This is a genomic window from Pseudocalidococcus azoricus BACA0444 (genome assembly GCF_031729055.1).
Lineage (GTDB): Bacteria > Cyanobacteriota > Cyanobacteriia > Thermosynechococcales > Thermosynechococcaceae > Pseudocalidococcus > Pseudocalidococcus azoricus.
In genome coordinates, this window is record NZ_JAVMIP010000024.1 from 1 (window position 1) to 17,824 (window position 17,824).

Here is a 17,824-nt window from a genome sequence, read left to right on the forward strand (position 1 = left end):
ATCAAGAATATAAAGGAGAGGCGAACCGATTATGGTGCAATAAACTATGTCACAGGTCGCCTAATTGTCAAACCTTATTCGAGTGGAAATAGTCAGAATACTATTCAGTTTATCAAAGCGATAAGGACAACTTATCTGAATCAGAAAATTATGGTGATTTGGGATGGTGCAGCATATCATAACAGTGATGATTTCCGTAAATATTTACATCAAGTCAATGGAGATAAGTCAGAACAAGAATGGCGGATTTACTGCATCAAATTAGCCCCATACGCACCGGAACAAAATCCGATTGAAGCAGTGTGGCTGCAAGTTAAAAACTTCTTAAGGAAAGTGTGACACTTATTGAAGACGTTTAAAATTACAAAATATCTATTTGAACTGTTTTTAAGTCATTTTGTTCTCCATTCTTCTCATTTGAGTATGTATGGTATTTTCTCATGAATAATTACTGTTTGCTATATCTATAAATTGATTGAGTTTGTCCATGAGATTATCCATACTATATTCTCATGTTTAAAAACGGATTGCTATGATTAAAGATCAATCGGCCAAAAAGATCTTGATTCCTGTCGAAATAGCTAAGCTTCATCCGTTATAGAGATAGAGCGCATAGAAGACCTCTGTGCGATCAGTTCACCCAAGACGGATTTAATTATGAAGTACGCCATTTTGGTTTACGAGACAGAGCAAGATTTTGCTAACCGGGAAATCCTCATGCCTGCTTACAATGCCTACTCACAGGCTCTTGTAGCGGCAGGGGTCATGGCAGGAGGTGCGGCACTCCATCCTAGTCACACAGGCACAACCGTTCGTCTCCAAAACGGACAACGGGATGTGCAAGATGGCCCTTATGCCGATACCAAAGAGCAACTGGGTGGCTTCTTTATTATCGATGTCGCTGATCTAGATGCAGCATTGGATTGGGCCGCACGCTGTCCCGCCGCAAGCAACTGTGCTGTGGAAGTCCGACCTCTATTACCCATGAATTAGTGCTAGGAAAACCTCGAATGAAACTATATTACTTTCCCCCCTCTCCCAACACGCGCAAAGCTCATGCTGTCGCTATTTATCTAGAACTTCCTCTGGAACTACAGTTGGTGAATTTGCAGAAAAACGAACAGTGCGCGTCGGAATTTCTCAAATTAAACCCTACAGGGCGGACTCCGGTTTTACAAGATGGAGACTTTATCCTCTGGGAATCCACTGCGATTATGCAATATCTGGCGAGTCTACTCCCGAACACGCTCTGGCCTGAGGATTGGAGGAGCCGTGCAGATATTATGCGTTGGCAAAGCTGGCAACTTGCTCACTGGTATCCCATCTGTCAGCCGTTGCAATATGAGAATTTTGTCAAACCCCTGCTGCAACTGGGCGATCCTGATCCCCATGTGATTGAAAAGGCAACAGAGCAATTCCACAAAGCGGCGATCCCACTAAATGCTCATCTGGCAGAACGCAAATTCTTAGTGAACGACAGCCTGACCTTGGCTGACTTTTCGGTGGCCAGTGATTTGACCTATGCCATACCAGGGCGCTTTCCTTTAGAGAATTATCCTCACATTCGCAGTTGGTATGCTCGCATTGAGCAGTTACCCGCCTGGGAAAAAACCGTACCAGGAGGCCAGTAAAACGGATGGATGCACATCAAGCAGCAGAATTAGCCGCACGCAATTCCTATGGTCGTCTTATTGCTTATTTGGCGGCGCGATCGCAGGACATTGGGGCGGCAGAAGATGCCCTTGGCGACGCTTTTCTGGCTGCCTTAAAAACCTGGTCAGAGAGCAACATCCCTGAAAATCCTGAAGCATGGCTGCTCGTAACAGCGCGGAATCGATTGATTGATACCGCGCGGCGCAGCCAAGTTCAAAATCTCGCCCTCCATGTTCTGGCAGAATCAGTGCTGGAAGACCAATCTGGCCGTGCTCTAGAAGATGTTGCCTTCCCTGATAATCGTCTGAAATTACTCTTTGTCTGTGCCCATCCTGCCATTGATACATCGCTCCATACGCCTTTGATGCTGCAAACGGTTCTTGGTCTAAATGCGGCTCAGATTGCCTCAGCCTTTTTAGTCGCACCCGCCACAATGGGGCAACGACTCGTGCGGGCAAAGGCAAAAATTCGAGATGCAGGCATTGGCTTTGAATTACCCACGGTAGAGGAATTACCGTTGCGGTTGTCCGCGGTGCTGGAAGCCATCTATGTCGCCTACACGACGGGGTGGGAGACGGTGGCTGGCAGCGATCCAGGATACAGGGGACTCACAACAGAAGCAATCTGGTTAGCGCGCCTATGTGTTCAACTAATGCCGGCAGAACCAGAAGCACGAGGACTGTTGGCACTAATGCTCTACTGTGAAGCCCGCAGTGAAGCTCGTTGCGATGATTTGGGTGGCTATGTGCCTTTGCTACAGCAGGATATGACTCTCTGGTCACAACCGATGATCGATGAAGCCGAGTGGGAATTGGCTCATGCGGCCACGTTTAAGCAATTAGGACGCTTTCAGCTTGAAGCAGCCATCCAATCCCTACACGCCCAGCGTATGGTAACTCAGCAAATTGATTGGCATGCACTGGCATTGCTATATGAGGGTTTGATTCAGCTTTCACCGACTCTAGGGGCATTGGTGAGCTATGCTGCGGCGATTGTCGAAACGCAAGGATTAGACCGTGGCTTACAACTACTCGAAACACTCCCTCCCGAAGGCGTGAAAAATTACCAACCCTATTGGGCTCTGAAAGCTCACTTACTCAAGTGGTTAGGGCATCAATCTGCCGCTCAACAAGCCTATTCGAGGGCGATCGGTTTGACAGAAAACTCGGCTATACGCGAGTTCCTTCTGGCTCAATCTTTTAGATTGGATGCTTGAGATGTAACAAATTTGCGACAGAATAACAACACAGTGGAGCGGATGGTATAAGGTCTAAGGAAGTTTTGATGCCAGAAATCCAGCCACATAGACTACTAAAAAAGCTTGTGTGGAGACACCTCTGGATACATAGTGCGTCAGCATTAATAAATTACTCCCAGAGCTAATCTTGCTTCGCAAATTATAGTCTAATTGCTGAATTTAGTTGGGTTGTGAGCAGGAGTTTTACAACAGAATATAACGCTTCTGGGTCTGATTCATCTAATACAGAAACCGGTCAAGCCTCTGATTGGAATCGATTTAGATATGGCAATTGAGAAGATCACATCCACAGAGCAAGCGAATTGGAAAAAATTGATCGAATCAGAGTGCTAAATCTAGCCCCCAGAATCAGTACCACAAAATTTAAAGCAGTCTTTTATTTGATGCTACCTTCTGTCTAATATCTTGCAGGAATAAAACTCCTACATCCAAAATAAGGAACTTAAAAGCAGTATTCAGTCCAAGTTGAAACAAATTTTAACCAAGGGATGGGATAATACACCCGTCTTGGCATAACCATTCTGCCTTTGTGACCCAATCCTAATTTTTTGAGGTGTAATTCATGGCTTTTGCGCCCCACGTTTGTCCTCAGCCCCAGGCCTTGATTTTTGATATGGATGGGGTTCTTTGTGACACGATGGCCTACCATCTACAGGCTTGGCATACCTATATTCAGCGGACTCCGGCCTTGGCGGCGGTGGATCGGGCCAAACTGCAAACGATGGGGGGCAAACGTAACTGTGAGCTATTACCGGAATTATTGGGGCGGCCGGTCAGTCAAGCTGAGGTTGATGAATTGGGGCGGAAGAAGGATGCCATCTTTCGGGAGTTGATTGCCCCAGAGTTAACGGGATTAGCTGGAGTTTTAGAGTTTCTTAAGGGTGCTAAAGCCGCTGGATTGAAGCTGGGCCTGGGGACTTCGGCCAGTCAAGAGAATGTGGATTTAATCATGGCCTGGGAAAACCTGGGGGATTTCTTTCCAGTGCGGGTGACGGAAGTGGATGTGCAGCAGGGAAAGCCGGATCCGCAGTGTTATTTATTGGTGGCCGAACGGTTGGGGGTGGAGCCAAAGGATTGCCTAGTTTTTGAAGATGCCGTGGCCGGGGTGGAAGCAGCTTGGCGGGCCGGGATGGCTTGTTGGGGCGTTTTAACCCTCCACTCAGAGCCAGAATTGATCGAGAAGGGAGCTTCAGCCTGTATTCAAGATTTTACAGATGCTCGCTTGGGGGAATTATTACCCTTAGCCCAGGCCTGTGTGTAGGAGTAATTTGGCTAATGTTCGACTTTGCCACAGCAGTTTTAAGTCCCCAAGAAAAGCGCACCCGCTGGGGATTTTTGGGCCTGGCGACATTTCCCTTAATCGGGGCTGTAGTTCTCAACTTTGGATTACAACCTGGATTTACCATTTGCCCGATGTTAAATTGGACCGGAATCCCTTGCCCCAGTTGTGGTTTAAGTCGCTCGTTTATGGCCCTAGTCCGGGGAGATATGCATCAGGCTTTGAGTTTTCATGCCTTTGGCCCGCTATTTTTCCTCACCTTTGTGGGTATTGCCATTTGCATGGGCCTGGAGTTGAGCCAAAATCGCCGCTTAACTAAAACTCCATTTCATCCTTTAACCTATTTTGCAACCTGGAAATATATATTTCTAGTTTATTTACTTTATTACGGATTACGGATTGCGAGCTTAACTCATATTGGCAACTTTTACGCCCATCCCTGGCAGTTAATTACCCAATACTTTTAAGGGACTTGCGGGCAACTTCTGGGCTAAGTTTTCATAGGCTGCCAGGCCCCGTAAAGCCAGTAATGCAGTCCCATAGGCGGCTTCGGTTTGGGGCGAGGCTTGAACGGGTACACCTAACACTCGGGTGCGAATCTTAGTCCAGGCCCCGTTTTTGGCCCCACCCCCAGCGGTATAGACCCTTTTCAGCGGACTGGCCCCCAAACTAACTAATAACCGGTATCCCTGGGCTTCAATCCGGGCCAAACTCTCCAGCAGGCCATGTAAAAACTCTTGGGGATGCTCAGGTTTTGGATCGAGGCGGGGTTGTAAATCTGGGTCATGGATTGGGAAACGCTCACCCGCCTGAGGGAGGGGGTAATAATCCAATTCACTGGGAATATCTGGGTTAATGGCTGCACTGAGAGACTCTAATTCCTGATCCGTAAAAAACTCCTTCAGGATGGCTCCCCCACAATTAGAGGCCCCCCCCACAAGCCAGTAATCTCCGCAGCGATGACTATAAATGCCGTAAGCACTGGCCTGGATCGGGATTGGGCTAATGAGTTTTAGGACTAAGGTGGAGCCAAGAGAGGTGACAGCCGTACCCAATGCCGTGGCCCCAGATGCTAAAAATGCCCCCATACTATCCGTTGTTCCGGCACAAATTGCACAGGTAGGGTTAATCTGCCATCGGGTTGCGGCCTGGGAGCTAATGGGAGCAATGACTGTTCCAGGGGCAACAACTTTCGGCAAGAAGGGATGAAGTGGAGCTAAAACTGGATGTTGAAACCAATCGGGATAGACTTCACGGGCCGGGTCATAGCCCAGTTTTAAGGCATTGTGATAATCACTGATTCCGAGTTGGCCATGGAGTAAAAATCCTAACCAATCGGCCTGGTGGAGGAAATATCGTGCGGCGGGAAACTCCGGCTGGCCTTGGAGCCAAAGTAACTTGGCCAAACTGGAGGTGGCGGCAAGAACAACATGATCGGCAGGGGCAATAATTTTCAGGGTATTGAGAACATCCCCGGCCTGGTTGTTGTTATATAAAAGTGCGTCCCTGAGAGGATGTCCCTGTCCATCACAAATTAAGACCGTACTGGAAGTCCCATCAATGGCGATTCGTTCCAGGTTCCCTTTCAGGTCGTGAGGAATTTGCTGCAATAGCTGATCCAGTTGAGTTTGCCACAGTGAACAGGATGCGGAACTGATGTTGAGGGGATGACTGACCTGGGCCTGGTGGAGAATTCCTTGGCCTGGATCAATGACAATGGCCCTTGCCCCCGATGTGCCAAAGTCTAGGCCTAAGTAATAACTCATGATGTTTCCTGACCCAGATAGGCTGTCCCTGCCTTGGCGCGGTAATCCTGACCTATCCTTAATCCTGCGGGTCTAGTTGATAGAATTAGCTTATGAATTTTTGTGGCCAATTGGTTTTCCTCGGTGGGTCACGTCTTTAATTCTGCTGCTTAAACTCCCATAACGGAACATAACTATGACTGATGGTGGCCTCCAGCCGACAGATAAGGATCATGCCGATTTGAACCTACAAACCACGCCCCCGGAAAAATCTGAGGCCTGGTGGGTTGAAGTTCTTAAAACCTTGGGACTCGCTTTAATCCTAGCCTTTGGGATTCGGACATTTGTGGCAGAAGCTCGCTATATCCCCTCTGGATCAATGGAGCCGACCTTGGAAATTAACGACCGCTTGATTGTGGAAAAAGTTGGCTACTACTTTCATCCCCCCCATCGCGGCGATATTGTCGTCTTTAATCCAACGGATACACTCCAGGCCGTGGGCTTTCGGGATGCTTTTATTAAACGAATTATCGGGATGCCAGGGGATACCGTTGCGATCCAGGCCGGGCGTGTCTTAATTAACGGGCAACCCTTTCCTGAGCCTTATCTACCCAACTCTGTCTTTACCACCATTGATACCTGCGCCGGGATGACCCCGTTTCTTGGACAACCCCAAACCATTCCGCCCAATTCCTATCTTGTCTTAGGAGATAACCGAGGTAATAGTTTGGATGGTCGCTGTTGGGGGGTTGTGCCGCGAGATCACATCATTGGGCGGGCCGCGTTTCGATTTTGGCCCCCCAGCCGTTGGTCTGTAATCCCCGATGGCAATCAAGTGGAGGCCCACCAAAATCCTTAAAACCCCTTAACATAAGTTAATAAAGCATGGGAATAGGGTCATGACAACGGCAGTTAAGGTGGCTGGGGAACCAGATCAGTACGATATTCAGCTTGAGTCTCACTACTGGGCCTGGGGAGCCTATAGGATTCACTATGTCCAAAAGGGAGAAACGGGGCCTCATCTCTTACTGGTTCATGGCTTTGGCGCATCCACTGATCACTGGCGAAAAAATATTGCTGAATTGTCCCAGCACTATCAGGTTTGGGCGATTGATTTGTTGGGGTTTGGCCGTTCCGAGAAACCAACTCTCACCTATACGGGCGAACTGTGGCGGGATCAGTTGCGGGATTTTTGCCAAGAGGTGATTCAAGCTCCAGTGGTGATTGCCGGAAATTCCCTGGGAGGCTATGGGGCCCTGTGTTTTGCCGTGGATTGTCCTGAATGGGTGCAGGGGTTAATTCTCCTCAACTGTGCTGGCCCCTTTAGTGATGAACAACAACCTGAAAAATTTAACCTGCAACGGGCGATTCTAAAACTACCCTTTGTGGTTGAAATTGCCAGCTTTTTTCTATTCATGCAAATGCGACAACGCGCCAAAATTCGTCAGGTGTTGCTCAAGGTTTACAAAGACCCCACGGCGGTGACTGATCGCTTGGTGGAAGAAATTTATCGTCCGGCTTTTGATCCAGGGGCCTTGGGGGTATTTGGGGCTGTGTTTAAGTCTCCCCCCGGCCGAGCCTTGGATCTGCTTCTGGGCCAATTGCAAACGCCGCTGCTTTTACTCTGGGGGGAAGCTGATCCCTGGATGTCTGTCAAAAAAGCAGAAAAACTGCAAACCTACTATCCCAACGCCCAATTAGAGTTGGTAGATGCGGGGCATTGTCCTCATGATGAGCGGCCTGAAGATGTCAATCGGATCATTGATGCTTGGATTAGGGGACTGACCGAATCGGCCACCTGATCTTGAGTCCCTGAGGATTGGGTCTGCTTCCCCCCGGCCTGGCCAAAGCTAACATGGGGTTGCTTGCCTTTGGGGTTGAGAATCAATTGGTGAATATTTTAGTCCTCAATGCTGGCTCCAGTAGTCAGAAATGTTGCCTTTACCAGCTTCCCCACGATGCACCTTGGCCGGAAAAACCGATTCCCCCCCTTTGGTCTGGCTGTGGTGATTGGGGCCATTATGACGATCACGCGGAATTAACGGTTCAGTCCTACCCAGAGGGTGCTGACGAAGCTGGGGTGAGTCTGGCCTGGAACATCAACGACCCCTCTCCCACCCACGTTATTGAAGCCCTCCTAGCTACTCTTTGGACTGGCCCAGCCGCGGTGATCACGTCTGTTGATGAGATTGATTGTGTGGGGCATCGGGTTGTCCATGGTGGGCCTACCTATACCCGTCCAGAGCGGCTTACCCCGACTGTCAAACAGGAAATTACGGCTGCGATTCCCTTTGCCCCCCTCCACAATCCAGCCAATCTGAATGGAATTGGGGTTATGGAGGAACTCTTAGGCCCAACCGTCCCCCAAGTTGCGGTCTTTGATACGGCCTTTCATCGGCAGATGCCCCCTGTGGCCAAAATCTATCCCCTCCCCTATGCCCTTTTTGAACAGGGGATTCAACGCTATGGGTTTCATGGCATCAGTCACGCCCATGTCAGTCACCAGGCCAGCCTCATCCTCAACCGTGATCTCCATGATCTAGCCCTCATTACCTGTCACTTAGGCAATGGCTGTTCCCTGGCCGCAGTTAAGCAGGGCCGCTGTGTGGATACGACTATGGGGTTTACGCCCACGGCCGGGTTAATGATGGGGACGCGTTGTGGCGACTTAGATCCAGGCATCTTAGTGTATTTGGCCCGCCAAGGCTATTCCCCTGAGGAGTTGGATCAGTTAATCAATCGTCAATCGGGCCTGGTGGGGGTATCGGGGATTAGTAGTGATCTGCGGGAGATTTTGGCAGCCGTAGCAACCGGGAATTCCCAGGCCCAACTGGCCTATGACCTGTATATTTATCACCTGCAAGCCAAGATTTCCAGTTTAATTCCAGCCCTGGGCCGCTTAGATGCCTTAGTCTTTACGGCCGGTGTAGGTGAAAATTCTCCCCAAGTGCGGCGAGATGTTTGTCATGGCCTGGCCTGGTTGGGATTAGACCTCAATGAAGCCCTCAATTCCCAACACCCCCGTGATCAGGATATTGCTATGACTCATTCCCATATCCGGGTGTTAGTGATCCATACCCAAGAAGATTGGGCCATTGCCCAGGCCTGTTGGGAGAATCTAACAAGAACATAAAACCAGCAGTCTATATTGTCAGCAGCATCGGCGAGGATTTAAACACTCGTTCCTAGACTCCAGAGCCAGAGCAACGGGTAAACTGACTGTGAATAACCCCAAAATTTCCAAACCGTTCAGGCAAATCACGCCAGGGAATTCTAGCCCGATATCGGTAGAGTACCGCTTCGATAAATAAACGGCTATCTATTGCAGTTCGACCTACATGACTCTGTCGCCCCGGTCAATGAGGTTCTATTTTCGCCCACTGGTCATCTCTCAAGGCATAGCGTCGCATAGGGGTAAGCTGGCTCAAGTCACGTCTGAATAATTTTAAAGAACAATTAACCTGGAAATTTGTTGGCAATTGAATTATGCTGGCCGTCTAGGAATAATTTAGACCATAGACTCTTGCGTCTATGCTGGAAAATAGATGCATTATAAAGCTTTATTAACTTACAGCGGATTCTCTACCAATGTTGTCAGTCAATTTTGCTGATCTGCCAGGCCTTAGAGATGTCTACCAACTTAGAACAGGCTGTCTAATGCTATAAACCTTCATAATTTAATTAGATTGTTTACAGTTTAGGGCAATAGTAGCCAGTGACCCCCCCCCAGCTTGACCCCAATCAGATAGCCAAACCAGAAATTATTCCCTCCTGGCGAGACCAGATTACCCGCTGGTGGTCGGAGTTTAAGATTCAAACCCGTCTCCTGGTTGCCGTTACGCTAATTGTTTCGGTAATGACCAGTGCGGTCACCTTTTGGGCGGTCAACAGTATTCAACAAGAAGCCCGGCTCAACGATACCCGCTACGGTCGTGACTTAGGGATTCTCTTGGCTGCTGATGTGGCCCCCCTGGTTGCCCAAGGAGATTATTCTCAAGTGGCAGAATTCTCCCAAGAGTTTTATAACCGTAGCTCCAGTATCCGTTATATGCTCTATGCCGACAGCGATGGGGAGATCTATTACGGCATCCCCTACACCGCCCCACCAGTGAATAGTGCCCTCGCATTACGGCGACGGATGCAACTGCCCCCTAGCTATGCCCAGAGTAAAGAACCCCTGGTTCGACAGCACGCGACCCCCGATGGCACAGTTGCTGATGTCTTTGTCCCCTTGGCCTATCAAGAAAAGTACTTGGGAGTGTTGGCCATTGGTATCAATCCTAATCCCACCGTAGTCGCATCAGCCGCCTTGACTCGGAATGTAACCGTAGCTGTCTTTGTGGCGATTTGGGTAATGGTGATTTTAGGGGGTGTCTTCAATGCCTTGACCATTACCCAACCCATTAAGGAATTGGTCTTAGGGGTCAAGAAAATTGCGGCTGGAGACTTTAAGCAACGAATTGATTTGCCCTTTGGGGGGGAATTGGGGGAATTAATTTCTAGTTTTAACGAGATGGCGGAACGCTTAGAGGTCTATGAAGAACACAACATTGAGGAACTGACGGCCCAAAAAGCAAAACTAGAAACCCTGGTCTCAACCATTGCCGATGGCGCAATTCTACTGGATCCCCAAATGCGGATTATTTTGGTGAATCCGGCCGCACAGCGGTTATTTAACTGGGAAGGGATGCCTGTCCTCGGGGGCAATGCTCTTTACTATCTACCAGCAGCCGTCACAGAACGGTTAACTTGTCCCCTATTCCAGGCCGCCAGTGGGGAAAGTGAGGGGGGAGAATTCCGGGTCACACTGCGCGAACCCAATCAGCGCACCCTACGAATTCTATTGGCAACAGTCTTAGATGGTCGCGATACACCCAAGGGGATTGCGATTACGGTGCAGGATATTACCCGTGAGACGGAACTGAATGAGGCTAAAAGTCAATTTATTAGTAATGTCTCCCATGAACTCCGCACTCCCCTGTTTAATATCAAGTCTATTATTGAGACGATTCAGGAGTTTGGGAATAATTTGCCGGTGGAAAGCCAGCAGGAATTTTTGATGACGGCTAATCAGGAGACGGATCGGCTGACGCGCTTGGTCAATGATGTCTTGGATTTAGCCCGTTTGGAATCGGGACGCTCCTATCAGTTTGAGGCCATAGATCTCAGCCAGGCCATTGAACAAACCCTGCGCACCTATCAACTCAATGCCCAGAATAAGGGAATTAGTTTGGTTAAAGAGTCAACACCGGAGCTGCCCCTGATTCGCGGCAACTATGATTTACTCTTGCAAGTATTCACAAACCTTGTGGGTAATGCCCTTAAGTTTACCCCTGAAGGTGGCAAGGTGACGATTCGGGCCTATCATCTGCATCCCCAGGCCGATTTGGCAGCCCAGGCCGTGCGGATTGAAGTGGCAGATACAGGGATGGGCATTGCCCCAGAAGATCAACCGAAGATTTTTGAACGCTTCGTCCGGGTTGAGAACCGGGTACATACCTTAGAAGGGACTGGCCTAGGCCTGTGTATCGTCAATGATATTGTCCAAAAACACGAGTCCCAAATCCATGTGATCAGCGAAGTGGGGGTGGGGAGTACCTTTTGGTTCGATTTACCCGTTCACATCCCAGAAACGTTGGATGTAATGTTAGCTGAAGCTGCTACTGCCAAAGCCTAGATACCGATGCCCCGTTTGCCATTGGGATGAATCGTAAACCAGTTTGTGCGGGCCTGGGCAATTTGATTGGGGGTAATATTTGAGCCAGTTAAATCGGCGTTTTGAAGATTCGCGCCCCGCAAATTAGCATTGGTCAAGCTAGCCTCTCTCAGGTTCGCTCCTTGTAAGTTAGCCCCCTGTAAATCTGCATTCACAAAGTAGGAGGCCCGTAAGTCGCAATCGCGGAGGTTAGCCCCCCCCAAATTGGCTCGCCCAAAGTCCACATTCATCATCACGCAGCCGCGCAAATCCGCTTTTTGCAGAAAGGCCTGGACAAAGCGGGCATCGGATAAATTAGCCTTACGCAAAACCAAATTATCTAACCGAGATTCAGAAAAGTCCCGTTCACCCCGGTTGTAGGCAGCCATGAGAGTTTGCGGGGTTAAACGACTACCGCCGTGGGGATTATTGTCATAACTCACTTGACTGGGGGGAGTTTGGGCGGCTCCACTGGTGCGGGCTGGGACTCGAGTTGAAGGGGGGGCAAAGCGGGAATAGTTAGGTTGTAGGCCAGCGCGGGCTTGCTGAGATCGGGCTGCATTGGCTGCATGACGGGTGGCCGGGGAAACCGTTGTTGGCAGACTTCCCGTCGAGCGAGAGCTAGGATCTGGACGGGAATGGAGCGGCCCCGTTGCCAGGCCTTGGTTGATGTCGCTACCTACAGATGAGGGACTGGAAAACTGCTGTAGATCGAGCCGCTTTTGGACTAACTGCAAATCTTGAAGAACATCCTGAGCGGTTTGATAACGGTGCTTAATGGAAACTTCCGTCATTTTTTCAAGCACGTTCTGCAAGTCATTACTGATGTTGACCCGACTGCGCCAGATAAATTCCCCCGTGGTGTTGTCATAACCCAGATCCTTGGGAGATTTGCCGGTGAGCAGGTAAATACAAGTTACGCCTAGGGCGTAAATATCACTGGCATAGACAGGGCGCATAGCCATTTGTTCCGGCGGTGCATAACCAGGGGTTCCCACCGCAAAGGCCGTAAAGGCTGTGTAGTCCTGGGGATTGGCCATCATGGCCTGGCTGACTTGATCCTTAACCGCCCCAAAGTCAATCAAGATCAATTTGCCATCAATCTCGCGCCGGATGAGGTTGGCGGGTTTAATATCACGATGGATCACTTCGATTTTGTGGAGGTAGTCGAGGATTGGTAATACCTCTAACATCACTTGTCGGACTTGCCCTTCAGACATGGGCCCGTTGCGTTTGACTTCTTGTTGGAGAGTGAGACCACTAACATATTCTTGGACTAGATAAAACTCTGGCTCCAGTTCAAAATAATCCAACAGACGCGGAACTTGGGGATGATTACCCACCTTCCCGAGGGTTGTTGCTTCCCGCTGGAAGAGTTGCCGGGCCATATCTAGGATGTGGGGGGCAGAGGCGGCAGGGCGGAGTTGCTTAATGACACAGTTGGGCTTGCCAGGAAGAACCATATCATCCGCTAAAAAGGTCGTGCCAAATCCTCCCCGACCAAGAATTTTAGTACAGCGATAGCGATTATGAAGAAGAAGGTTTGTTCCACAGGCCTGGCAAAGGGTTGCATCATCAGGGTTAGCTGGATTTGTGCAGGCAGGGTTGTAGCAGTAACTCATAAGCCTGGGAATACAAGTAGTTGAGCAAAATGACGCTGAACTGCCGAGAGCCTAAACCCTGGGGGCGAAACCTGACAGCGATTTCCGTATTTATACGATACTCTCTCTTGAAGAAAGTGACATATCCGTAAAATTACGGAAGTTATGACGGAGTGTTGACTGAGATGCCCCCGCAGTCCAGAGTTTTAGGGATAAGACTTACCTTATTATGGTCTATCAAGGGGTGAGTTCCGGGACTACAATCTGGCGAGGCAGGGTTTAGCTTAATATCATTCTGAAATGAGAATAGTCTGATCCCCCTCAACGGCTGACCGCTCCCCCCAAAGAAGTATAAATTTACGGAAGGGTTTGTTGGCACTATCAGGGTTGCAATGTCTGTATCTTCCTCAAGGCAAGTGCTAGATCGGCAGCAGGTCTTGGCCTGGCTCAAGCACCATGTCCCCGCGCCTCGGCAACAGCACATTTTACGGGTTGAGGAGATGGCTCAGGCCCTAGCCACTCAGCATCACCTCAATCCAGAAACAGCCGCCCAGGCCGGGTTACTCCATGACTTAGCTAAATATTTCCCCCCTGAAAAACTCCTTAAGTTGGCAGAAGCTAGCCGTTTAGAGATCACGGATGTGGATATTGCCGACCCCCATCTTCTCCATGCCGATGTCAGTGCCTTGGTTGCTCAAAAGGAATTTCAGGTGACGGATGCGGAGATTTTAGCAGCGGTGGCGGATCACACCTTAGGACGACCGGGGATGGGGTTGCTCAGTTGTGTAGTTTTTCTGGCGGATAGTTTGGAACCTGGCCGGGGGAATAGCCCAGAACTGGACGCGTTACGGGATCTGGCCAAAACTGACCTCCATCAGGCCGTCTGGAAAACCTGTGATCGTACCCTCGCACATCTGATCACCCATCAACGCCTGATTCATCCCCGGATGATTGCAACCCGAAACTGGGCCTTACAACTCTCCCCAGGCCCCAAGAACAAATCAAAATCTTAACGCTATCCTAGGAATATCATCCCTGTTAAAACTGCCCTTTACCAATAGCCAACTTGACCGAGATTCCCTCACCCCTTGAAGATTTGCGTTTGAATAACTTAGCTACTGCCCCTGCCTATCCCCCGGATCCAGTCCTTGACTTGGCCTATGCGGTGGCCGAAGCGGCGGATGATCGCAAAGCCGTTGACATTCAAATTCTGGCCGTGGGCAATGTCTCTTATTTGGCTGACTACTTTGTGATTGCTTCGGGTCACTCTAAAACCCAAGTGCGGGCCATTGCCCAGGCCATCACCGCTGCCACAGAACTCCACTATCAACGCCTACCAGGCCGCACGGAAGGGTTATCTGACTGTACCTGGATTTTGTTGGACTACGGGGATGTGATTGCCCATATTTTGCTACCGAAAGAGCGGGAATATTACAACCTTGAGGCCTTCTGGGGCCATGCTGAGGTGATTCCCTTTCCCCCTGTCAAAGCGCAGCAAGGCTAAGAGAAAGGTTAGAATCAAGAATACTGTCAAATTTTAGTCAAATTCTAAGAGTGTAGGATCGTCATGGCCAAACGGATGCAGTTGGTGCTGAATGAAAATATTTACAAACTGGGTAAAGTCGGCTCCATTGTCGAAGTTGCTCCCGGATATGCCCGGAATTATTTACTCCCTCGGGGCCTGGCCCAACCCGCCACTCCTGGGGCCCTCAAACAAGTAGCTCGGCTTCAAGAACAAGAGCGGCAACGCTTTGCTGAGTTAAAACTCGTGGCTGTGCAACAAAAAGCGACCTTAGAGACCATTGGCACATTCTCGATTGCGATGCCGGCCGGGGAAAAAGATGCTCTCTTTGGCAGTGTCACCCACCAAGACGTGGCCGCCGCGATTCAAGCCATTGCCCAAGAAACCGTGGATCGGCGGGAAATTACCATGCCCGAAATTCGCAAGCTTGGCAGCTACACCGCAGAAATCAAACTCCACCCGGAAGTCACAGCTACGATTACGGTTTTGGTTGTGCCTGAATAATCTCCTATGGTACAGGAACCCAGTTTCCGTCCCGATTTTTCGCCCATTCCGCCCCAGAACCTCGAAGCTGAGGAGTCTATTTTGGGGGGAATTTTGCTGGATCCAGAGGCGATTAGTCGGATTGCTGATTTGTTGCCTGTGGATGCCTTTTATCTGAGCGCACATCGAGATATTTACCGAGCGGCCCTAACCCTCCACGCGCGCGGCAGTCCTACGGATTTACTCTGTCTGACGGCCTGGTTGCAGGATCAGGGCTTACTGGAAAAAGTGGGTGGGCAAAATAAACTGGCAGAATTGGTGGATCGCACCGTCAGTGCTGTCAATATTGATCAATATGCTGGCCTGGTCAAAGATAAATATCTGCGCCGCAAGCTGATCCAATCTGCCAACGATATTGCCCAGGCCGCCTATGATACCTCTACTCGTCTGGATACGATTTTGGATCAGGCCGAGCAGCAGATTTTTAGTGTGACCCAAGATCGTGTCCAGCAGGGGCTAGTGGCCACTGAAGAAATTTTGGCCAGTGCCTTTGCGGAATTGGAACAACGCTCGATTGGTAATATTCTTCCTGGCCTATCCTGTAATTTTTATGACCTCGATAACTTAACCCAAGGCTTTCAACGCTCGGATTTAGTAATTATTGCCGGGCGGCCCTCGATGGGTAAAACGGCGATTTCGCTCCAAATTGCCAAACGAATTGCTGAAATTCATAAATTAGGGGTCGCGGTTTTCAGCTTAGAAATGTCTAAGGAGCAACTCATTCAACGGCTCTTGGCTAGTGAAGCGCGCATTGACAGTAACTATTTACGGGCCGGGCGGATCAGTCAACATCAATGGGAACCTCTGAGTCGCGCCATTGGTACTCTTTCCCAGCTTTCAATCTATATAGACGATTCGCCTAATCCTGGTTTGGGAGAAATTCGCTCTAATGCCCGCCGCCTCCAAGCTGAACATCCAGGGGGCCTGGGCCTAATTTTGGTGGATTATTTACAACTGATGGGCAGTGATGATGGCAATGAAGGACGCGTCCAGGAGTTATCAAAAATTACCCGTTCCCTCAAGGGCCTGGCGCGGGAGTTGAATGTGCCGGTGATTGCCCTGTCGCAGTTAAGTCGGGGGGTGGAAGCACGGCAAAACAAACGTCCGTTGATGTCAGATTTACGCGAATCGGGTTCCATCGAACAGGATGCGGACTTAGTGATATTGCTATACCGTGATGAATACTACAATCCTGACACGCCGGATCGAGGGGTTTGCGAATTAATTTTAGCCAAGCACCGGAATGGGCCTGTGGGAACCGTCAAGCTTTTGTTTGATCCGCAATTTACTCGGTTTGAGAACCTAGCTCGGGATCGCTAATCCCCTTCCTTACCGTAATGGAATGCCCCTAAAACACGAGCCTTGTACAGTCAGGCTTAGACATCTTTGTACTCTTCTAAGAACACCAGAAAATCTTTCAGGGCTGTTTGGGTTTGTTGACTGGGTTCGAGTTGATTCCGTATTTGGAGAATAATAAATTGATTTTGGATTCTAGCCCAGCGAGCCGCGCGTTCTCGTTCTTCGTCTGCCAATAAACCCCGTATCGTTTCTGCGCTCAGGCTGGTTTGCAGCAGCATGCGCGTTCTCGTTCTTCGTCTGCCAATAAACCCCGTCTAATCTCTCGTTCTCGAGCTTCAATTTCATGGTTTCTTGCCGCAATCGCTTGGTCTCGGCTTCGATTTCCACTGTTCCACCCAAGGCCGAAATTAACCAGGAGAGATGTTGTCCCAGCAATGAATGCCACGAAACTCCAGTCGAGGAGGGTGAGGCTAAACCAAGGGAGTGGGACTGTTCTGGCGTTTTTTTCCCGCCCCAGTCCTAGGAGTGACCCACGGTCTTGCCATCAATGGTGATGATGTCTTCGCTCCGCAAATGACGGCGCAGATGGTTAACCCAATAATCTCCAGAAGCTGATGCTCTAATAGATTCAAGGCTCTTGGGTCTTCTAGACTCTGGAAGTGCTCTTGCAAGATTGAACCCGATTCCGTAACCGGAGTCATAGCTAGTTTGATAACTCTACCCTCCCATCTTTACTTCTCTGAGTATGTGTTTGCCCTAGACCAAAACCTGGATAGCCTTGACCTCGAGGCTCTTTTGAAGTTACCCAGAGAGTCACTGGGCTTTCAATATGCCAATATGCTGACCCAAGGGGGATTCAACGCGGATTTCTTCCCGCGGGTTCCCACGGATGATGTGCTGGATTACATTCGCTTACGAGTCCGGCAAACCCATGACATTTGGCACGTGGTAACGGGTTTTGGCACAGATGAGGCCGGGGAGATTGCCATTCAAGCCTTTGGCCTGGCCCAGATGCATTATCCCAGTGCCGTTTTGATTATCGTGTCAGGCATCATGGCTGCCATTAAGCACCCAGATCAGTTGAACATGACTGTCGAAAAGGTTTATCAGGGGTATCAACTGGGACAGAATGCCGGGCCATTTTGGGGGCAAAAGTGGGAGTTGGCCTGGGAAAAACCTGTTACTGACTGGCGGGCAGAATTAAAAGTCGCTCCAAGCGGCAGTTAGAC

At 49.6% G+C, this 17,824-nt stretch carries 19 protein-coding genes and 1 pseudogene; 15 read left to right on the top strand and 5 right to left on the bottom strand.

The genetic code is table 11. The annotated features are described in order from the left end of the window. From RIF25_RS15430 to RIF25_RS15455, 6 genes are all read left to right on the top strand, one after another. Positions 1-339 (top strand): transposase (locus tag RIF25_RS15430; RefSeq protein WP_322879414.1); only part of this gene is annotated, 339 nt, incomplete at its 5' end. 318 nt (positions 340-657) lie between these two features. Next, positions 658-993, top strand: a complete 336-nt coding sequence (locus RIF25_RS15435; RefSeq protein ID WP_322879415.1) for a YciI family protein — start codon at positions 658-660, stop codon at positions 991-993. 17 nt (positions 994-1,010) lie between these two features. Next, entirely contained in the window at positions 1,011-1,631 is a 621-nt protein-coding gene (locus tag RIF25_RS15440) for a glutathione S-transferase family protein (RefSeq protein WP_322879416.1), read from the top strand. Between the two features lie 5 nt (positions 1,632-1,636). Next, a complete protein-coding gene (locus tag RIF25_RS15445; protein ID WP_322879417.1) occupies positions 1,637-2,869 on the top strand; it encodes an RNA polymerase sigma factor in 1,233 nt (410 codons plus the stop codon). A gap of 604 nt (positions 2,870-3,473) precedes the next feature. Continuing rightward, positions 3,474-4,172, top strand: a complete 699-nt coding sequence (locus tag RIF25_RS15450; RefSeq protein ID WP_322879418.1) for an HAD family hydrolase — start codon at positions 3,474-3,476, stop codon at positions 4,170-4,172. A gap of 14 nt (positions 4,173-4,186) precedes the next feature. Then, positions 4,187-4,657 carry a DUF2752 domain-containing protein gene (locus RIF25_RS15455; RefSeq protein WP_322879419.1) on the top strand — a complete coding sequence of 157 codons (471 nt, stop codon included), beginning with the start codon at positions 4,187-4,189 and terminating at the stop codon, positions 4,655-4,657. Here the strand turns inward: RIF25_RS15455 and RIF25_RS15460 are convergent. Further along, positions 4,637-5,956: an FGGY-family carbohydrate kinase gene (locus tag RIF25_RS15460; protein WP_322879420.1), complete on the bottom strand. Its 1,320-nt coding sequence runs from the start codon at positions 5,954-5,956 to the stop codon at positions 4,637-4,639. The genes RIF25_RS15455 and RIF25_RS15460 overlap by 21 nt on opposite strands. Positions 5,957-6,131: 175 nt before the next feature. Here RIF25_RS15460 and lepB point away from each other — a divergent pair, with 175 nt between their 5' ends. From lepB to RIF25_RS15475, 3 genes are all read left to right on the top strand, one after another. Then, positions 6,132-6,794 (top strand): signal peptidase I, encoded by a 663-nt coding sequence (gene lepB / locus RIF25_RS15465; protein ID WP_322879421.1) that lies wholly within the window; start codon positions 6,132-6,134, stop codon positions 6,792-6,794. 40 nt (positions 6,795-6,834) lie between these two features. Further along, complete coding sequence (locus RIF25_RS15470) at positions 6,835-7,737, top strand: alpha/beta fold hydrolase (RefSeq protein ID WP_322879422.1); 903 nt, start codon at positions 6,835-6,837, stop codon at positions 7,735-7,737. A gap of 89 nt (positions 7,738-7,826) precedes the next feature. Beyond that, the gene (locus RIF25_RS15475; protein WP_407682456.1) at positions 7,827-9,068 is read left to right on the top strand and encodes an acetate/propionate family kinase; all 1,242 of its coding nucleotides are present in this window, start codon (positions 7,827-7,829) and stop codon (positions 9,066-9,068) included. 55 nt (positions 9,069-9,123) lie between these two features. Here the strand turns inward: RIF25_RS15475 and RIF25_RS15480 are convergent. Further along, positions 9,124-9,345: pseudogene (locus RIF25_RS15480) on the bottom strand (transposase); the annotation flags it as partial. 305 nt (positions 9,346-9,650) lie between these two features. Between RIF25_RS15480 and nblS the strand changes: the two are divergent. Beyond that, complete coding sequence (gene nblS, locus RIF25_RS15485; protein ID WP_322879424.1) at positions 9,651-11,612, top strand: two-component system sensor histidine kinase NblS; 1,962 nt, start codon at positions 9,651-9,653, stop codon at positions 11,610-11,612. Here the strand turns inward: nblS and RIF25_RS15490 are convergent. Then, positions 11,609-13,252 (bottom strand): serine/threonine-protein kinase, encoded by a 1,644-nt coding sequence (locus RIF25_RS15490; protein ID WP_322879425.1) that lies wholly within the window; start codon positions 13,250-13,252, stop codon positions 11,609-11,611. The genes nblS and RIF25_RS15490 overlap by 4 nt on opposite strands. Before the next feature lie 371 nt (positions 13,253-13,623). On the opposite strand from RIF25_RS15490, the gene yqeK reads away from it, so the two are divergent. From yqeK to dnaB, 4 genes are all read left to right on the top strand, one after another. Next, complete coding sequence (gene yqeK / locus RIF25_RS15495; protein ID WP_322879426.1) at positions 13,624-14,244, top strand: bis(5'-nucleosyl)-tetraphosphatase (symmetrical) YqeK; 621 nt, start codon at positions 13,624-13,626, stop codon at positions 14,242-14,244. Between the two features lie 83 nt (positions 14,245-14,327). Beyond that, positions 14,328-14,735: a ribosome silencing factor gene (rsfS, locus tag RIF25_RS15500; RefSeq protein ID WP_407682457.1), complete on the top strand. Its 408-nt coding sequence runs from the start codon at positions 14,328-14,330 to the stop codon at positions 14,733-14,735. Between the two features lie 63 nt (positions 14,736-14,798). Beyond that, positions 14,799-15,257: a 50S ribosomal protein L9 gene (gene rplI / locus RIF25_RS15505; protein ID WP_322879428.1), complete on the top strand. Its 459-nt coding sequence runs from the start codon at positions 14,799-14,801 to the stop codon at positions 15,255-15,257. A gap of 6 nt (positions 15,258-15,263) precedes the next feature. Then, positions 15,264-16,616, top strand: a complete 1,353-nt coding sequence (gene dnaB / locus RIF25_RS15510) for a replicative DNA helicase (protein WP_322879429.1) — start codon at positions 15,264-15,266, stop codon at positions 16,614-16,616. A gap of 56 nt (positions 16,617-16,672) precedes the next feature. Here the strand turns inward: dnaB and RIF25_RS15515 are convergent, their stop codons facing one another. Next, positions 16,673-16,873 (bottom strand): hypothetical protein, encoded by a 201-nt coding sequence (locus tag RIF25_RS15515; protein WP_322879430.1) that lies wholly within the window; start codon positions 16,871-16,873, stop codon positions 16,673-16,675. 192 nt (positions 16,874-17,065) lie between these two features. Further along, entirely contained in the window at positions 17,066-17,296 is a 231-nt protein-coding gene (locus tag RIF25_RS17425; protein ID WP_407682455.1) for a transposase family protein, read from the bottom strand. Between the two features lie 7 nt (positions 17,297-17,303). Here RIF25_RS17425 and RIF25_RS15520 point away from each other — a divergent pair, with 7 nt between their 5' ends. Continuing rightward, entirely contained in the window at positions 17,304-17,822 is a 519-nt protein-coding gene (locus RIF25_RS15520) for a Coq4 family protein (RefSeq protein ID WP_322879431.1), read from the top strand. Positions 17,823-17,824 lie beyond the last annotated feature (2 nt).

Coding starts and splice junctions, on each gene's coding strand:
- RIF25_RS15515 (WP_322879430.1), bottom strand. CDS start 16,873: ATGCTGCTGCAAACCAGCCTGAGCGCAGAAACGATACGGGGTTTATTG.
- RIF25_RS15470 (WP_322879422.1), top strand. CDS start 6,835: ATGACAACGGCAGTTAAGGTGGCTGGGGAACCAGATCAGTACGATATT.
- RIF25_RS15435 (WP_322879415.1), top strand. CDS start 658: ATGAAGTACGCCATTTTGGTTTACGAGACAGAGCAAGATTTTGCTAAC.
- yqeK (WP_322879426.1), top strand. CDS start 13,624: ATGTCTGTATCTTCCTCAAGGCAAGTGCTAGATCGGCAGCAGGTCTTG.
- RIF25_RS15445 (WP_322879417.1), top strand. CDS start 1,637: ATGGATGCACATCAAGCAGCAGAATTAGCCGCACGCAATTCCTATGGT.
- lepB (WP_322879421.1), top strand. CDS start 6,132: ATGACTGATGGTGGCCTCCAGCCGACAGATAAGGATCATGCCGATTTG.
- RIF25_RS15440 (WP_322879416.1), top strand. CDS start 1,011: ATGAAACTATATTACTTTCCCCCCTCTCCCAACACGCGCAAAGCTCAT.
- rplI (WP_322879428.1), top strand. CDS start 14,799: ATGGCCAAACGGATGCAGTTGGTGCTGAATGAAAATATTTACAAACTG.
- RIF25_RS15460 (WP_322879420.1), bottom strand. CDS start 5,956: ATGAGTTATTACTTAGGCCTAGACTTTGGCACATCGGGGGCAAGGGCC.
- RIF25_RS15490 (WP_322879425.1), bottom strand. CDS start 13,252: ATGAGTTACTGCTACAACCCTGCCTGCACAAATCCAGCTAACCCTGAT.
- dnaB (WP_322879429.1), top strand. CDS start 15,264: ATGGTACAGGAACCCAGTTTCCGTCCCGATTTTTCGCCCATTCCGCCC.
- RIF25_RS15450 (WP_322879418.1), top strand. CDS start 3,474: ATGGCTTTTGCGCCCCACGTTTGTCCTCAGCCCCAGGCCTTGATTTTT.
- RIF25_RS17425 (WP_407682455.1), bottom strand. CDS start 17,296: ATGACTCCGGTTACGGAATCGGGTTCAATCTTGCAAGAGCACTTCCAG.
- RIF25_RS15455 (WP_322879419.1), top strand. CDS start 4,187: ATGTTCGACTTTGCCACAGCAGTTTTAAGTCCCCAAGAAAAGCGCACC.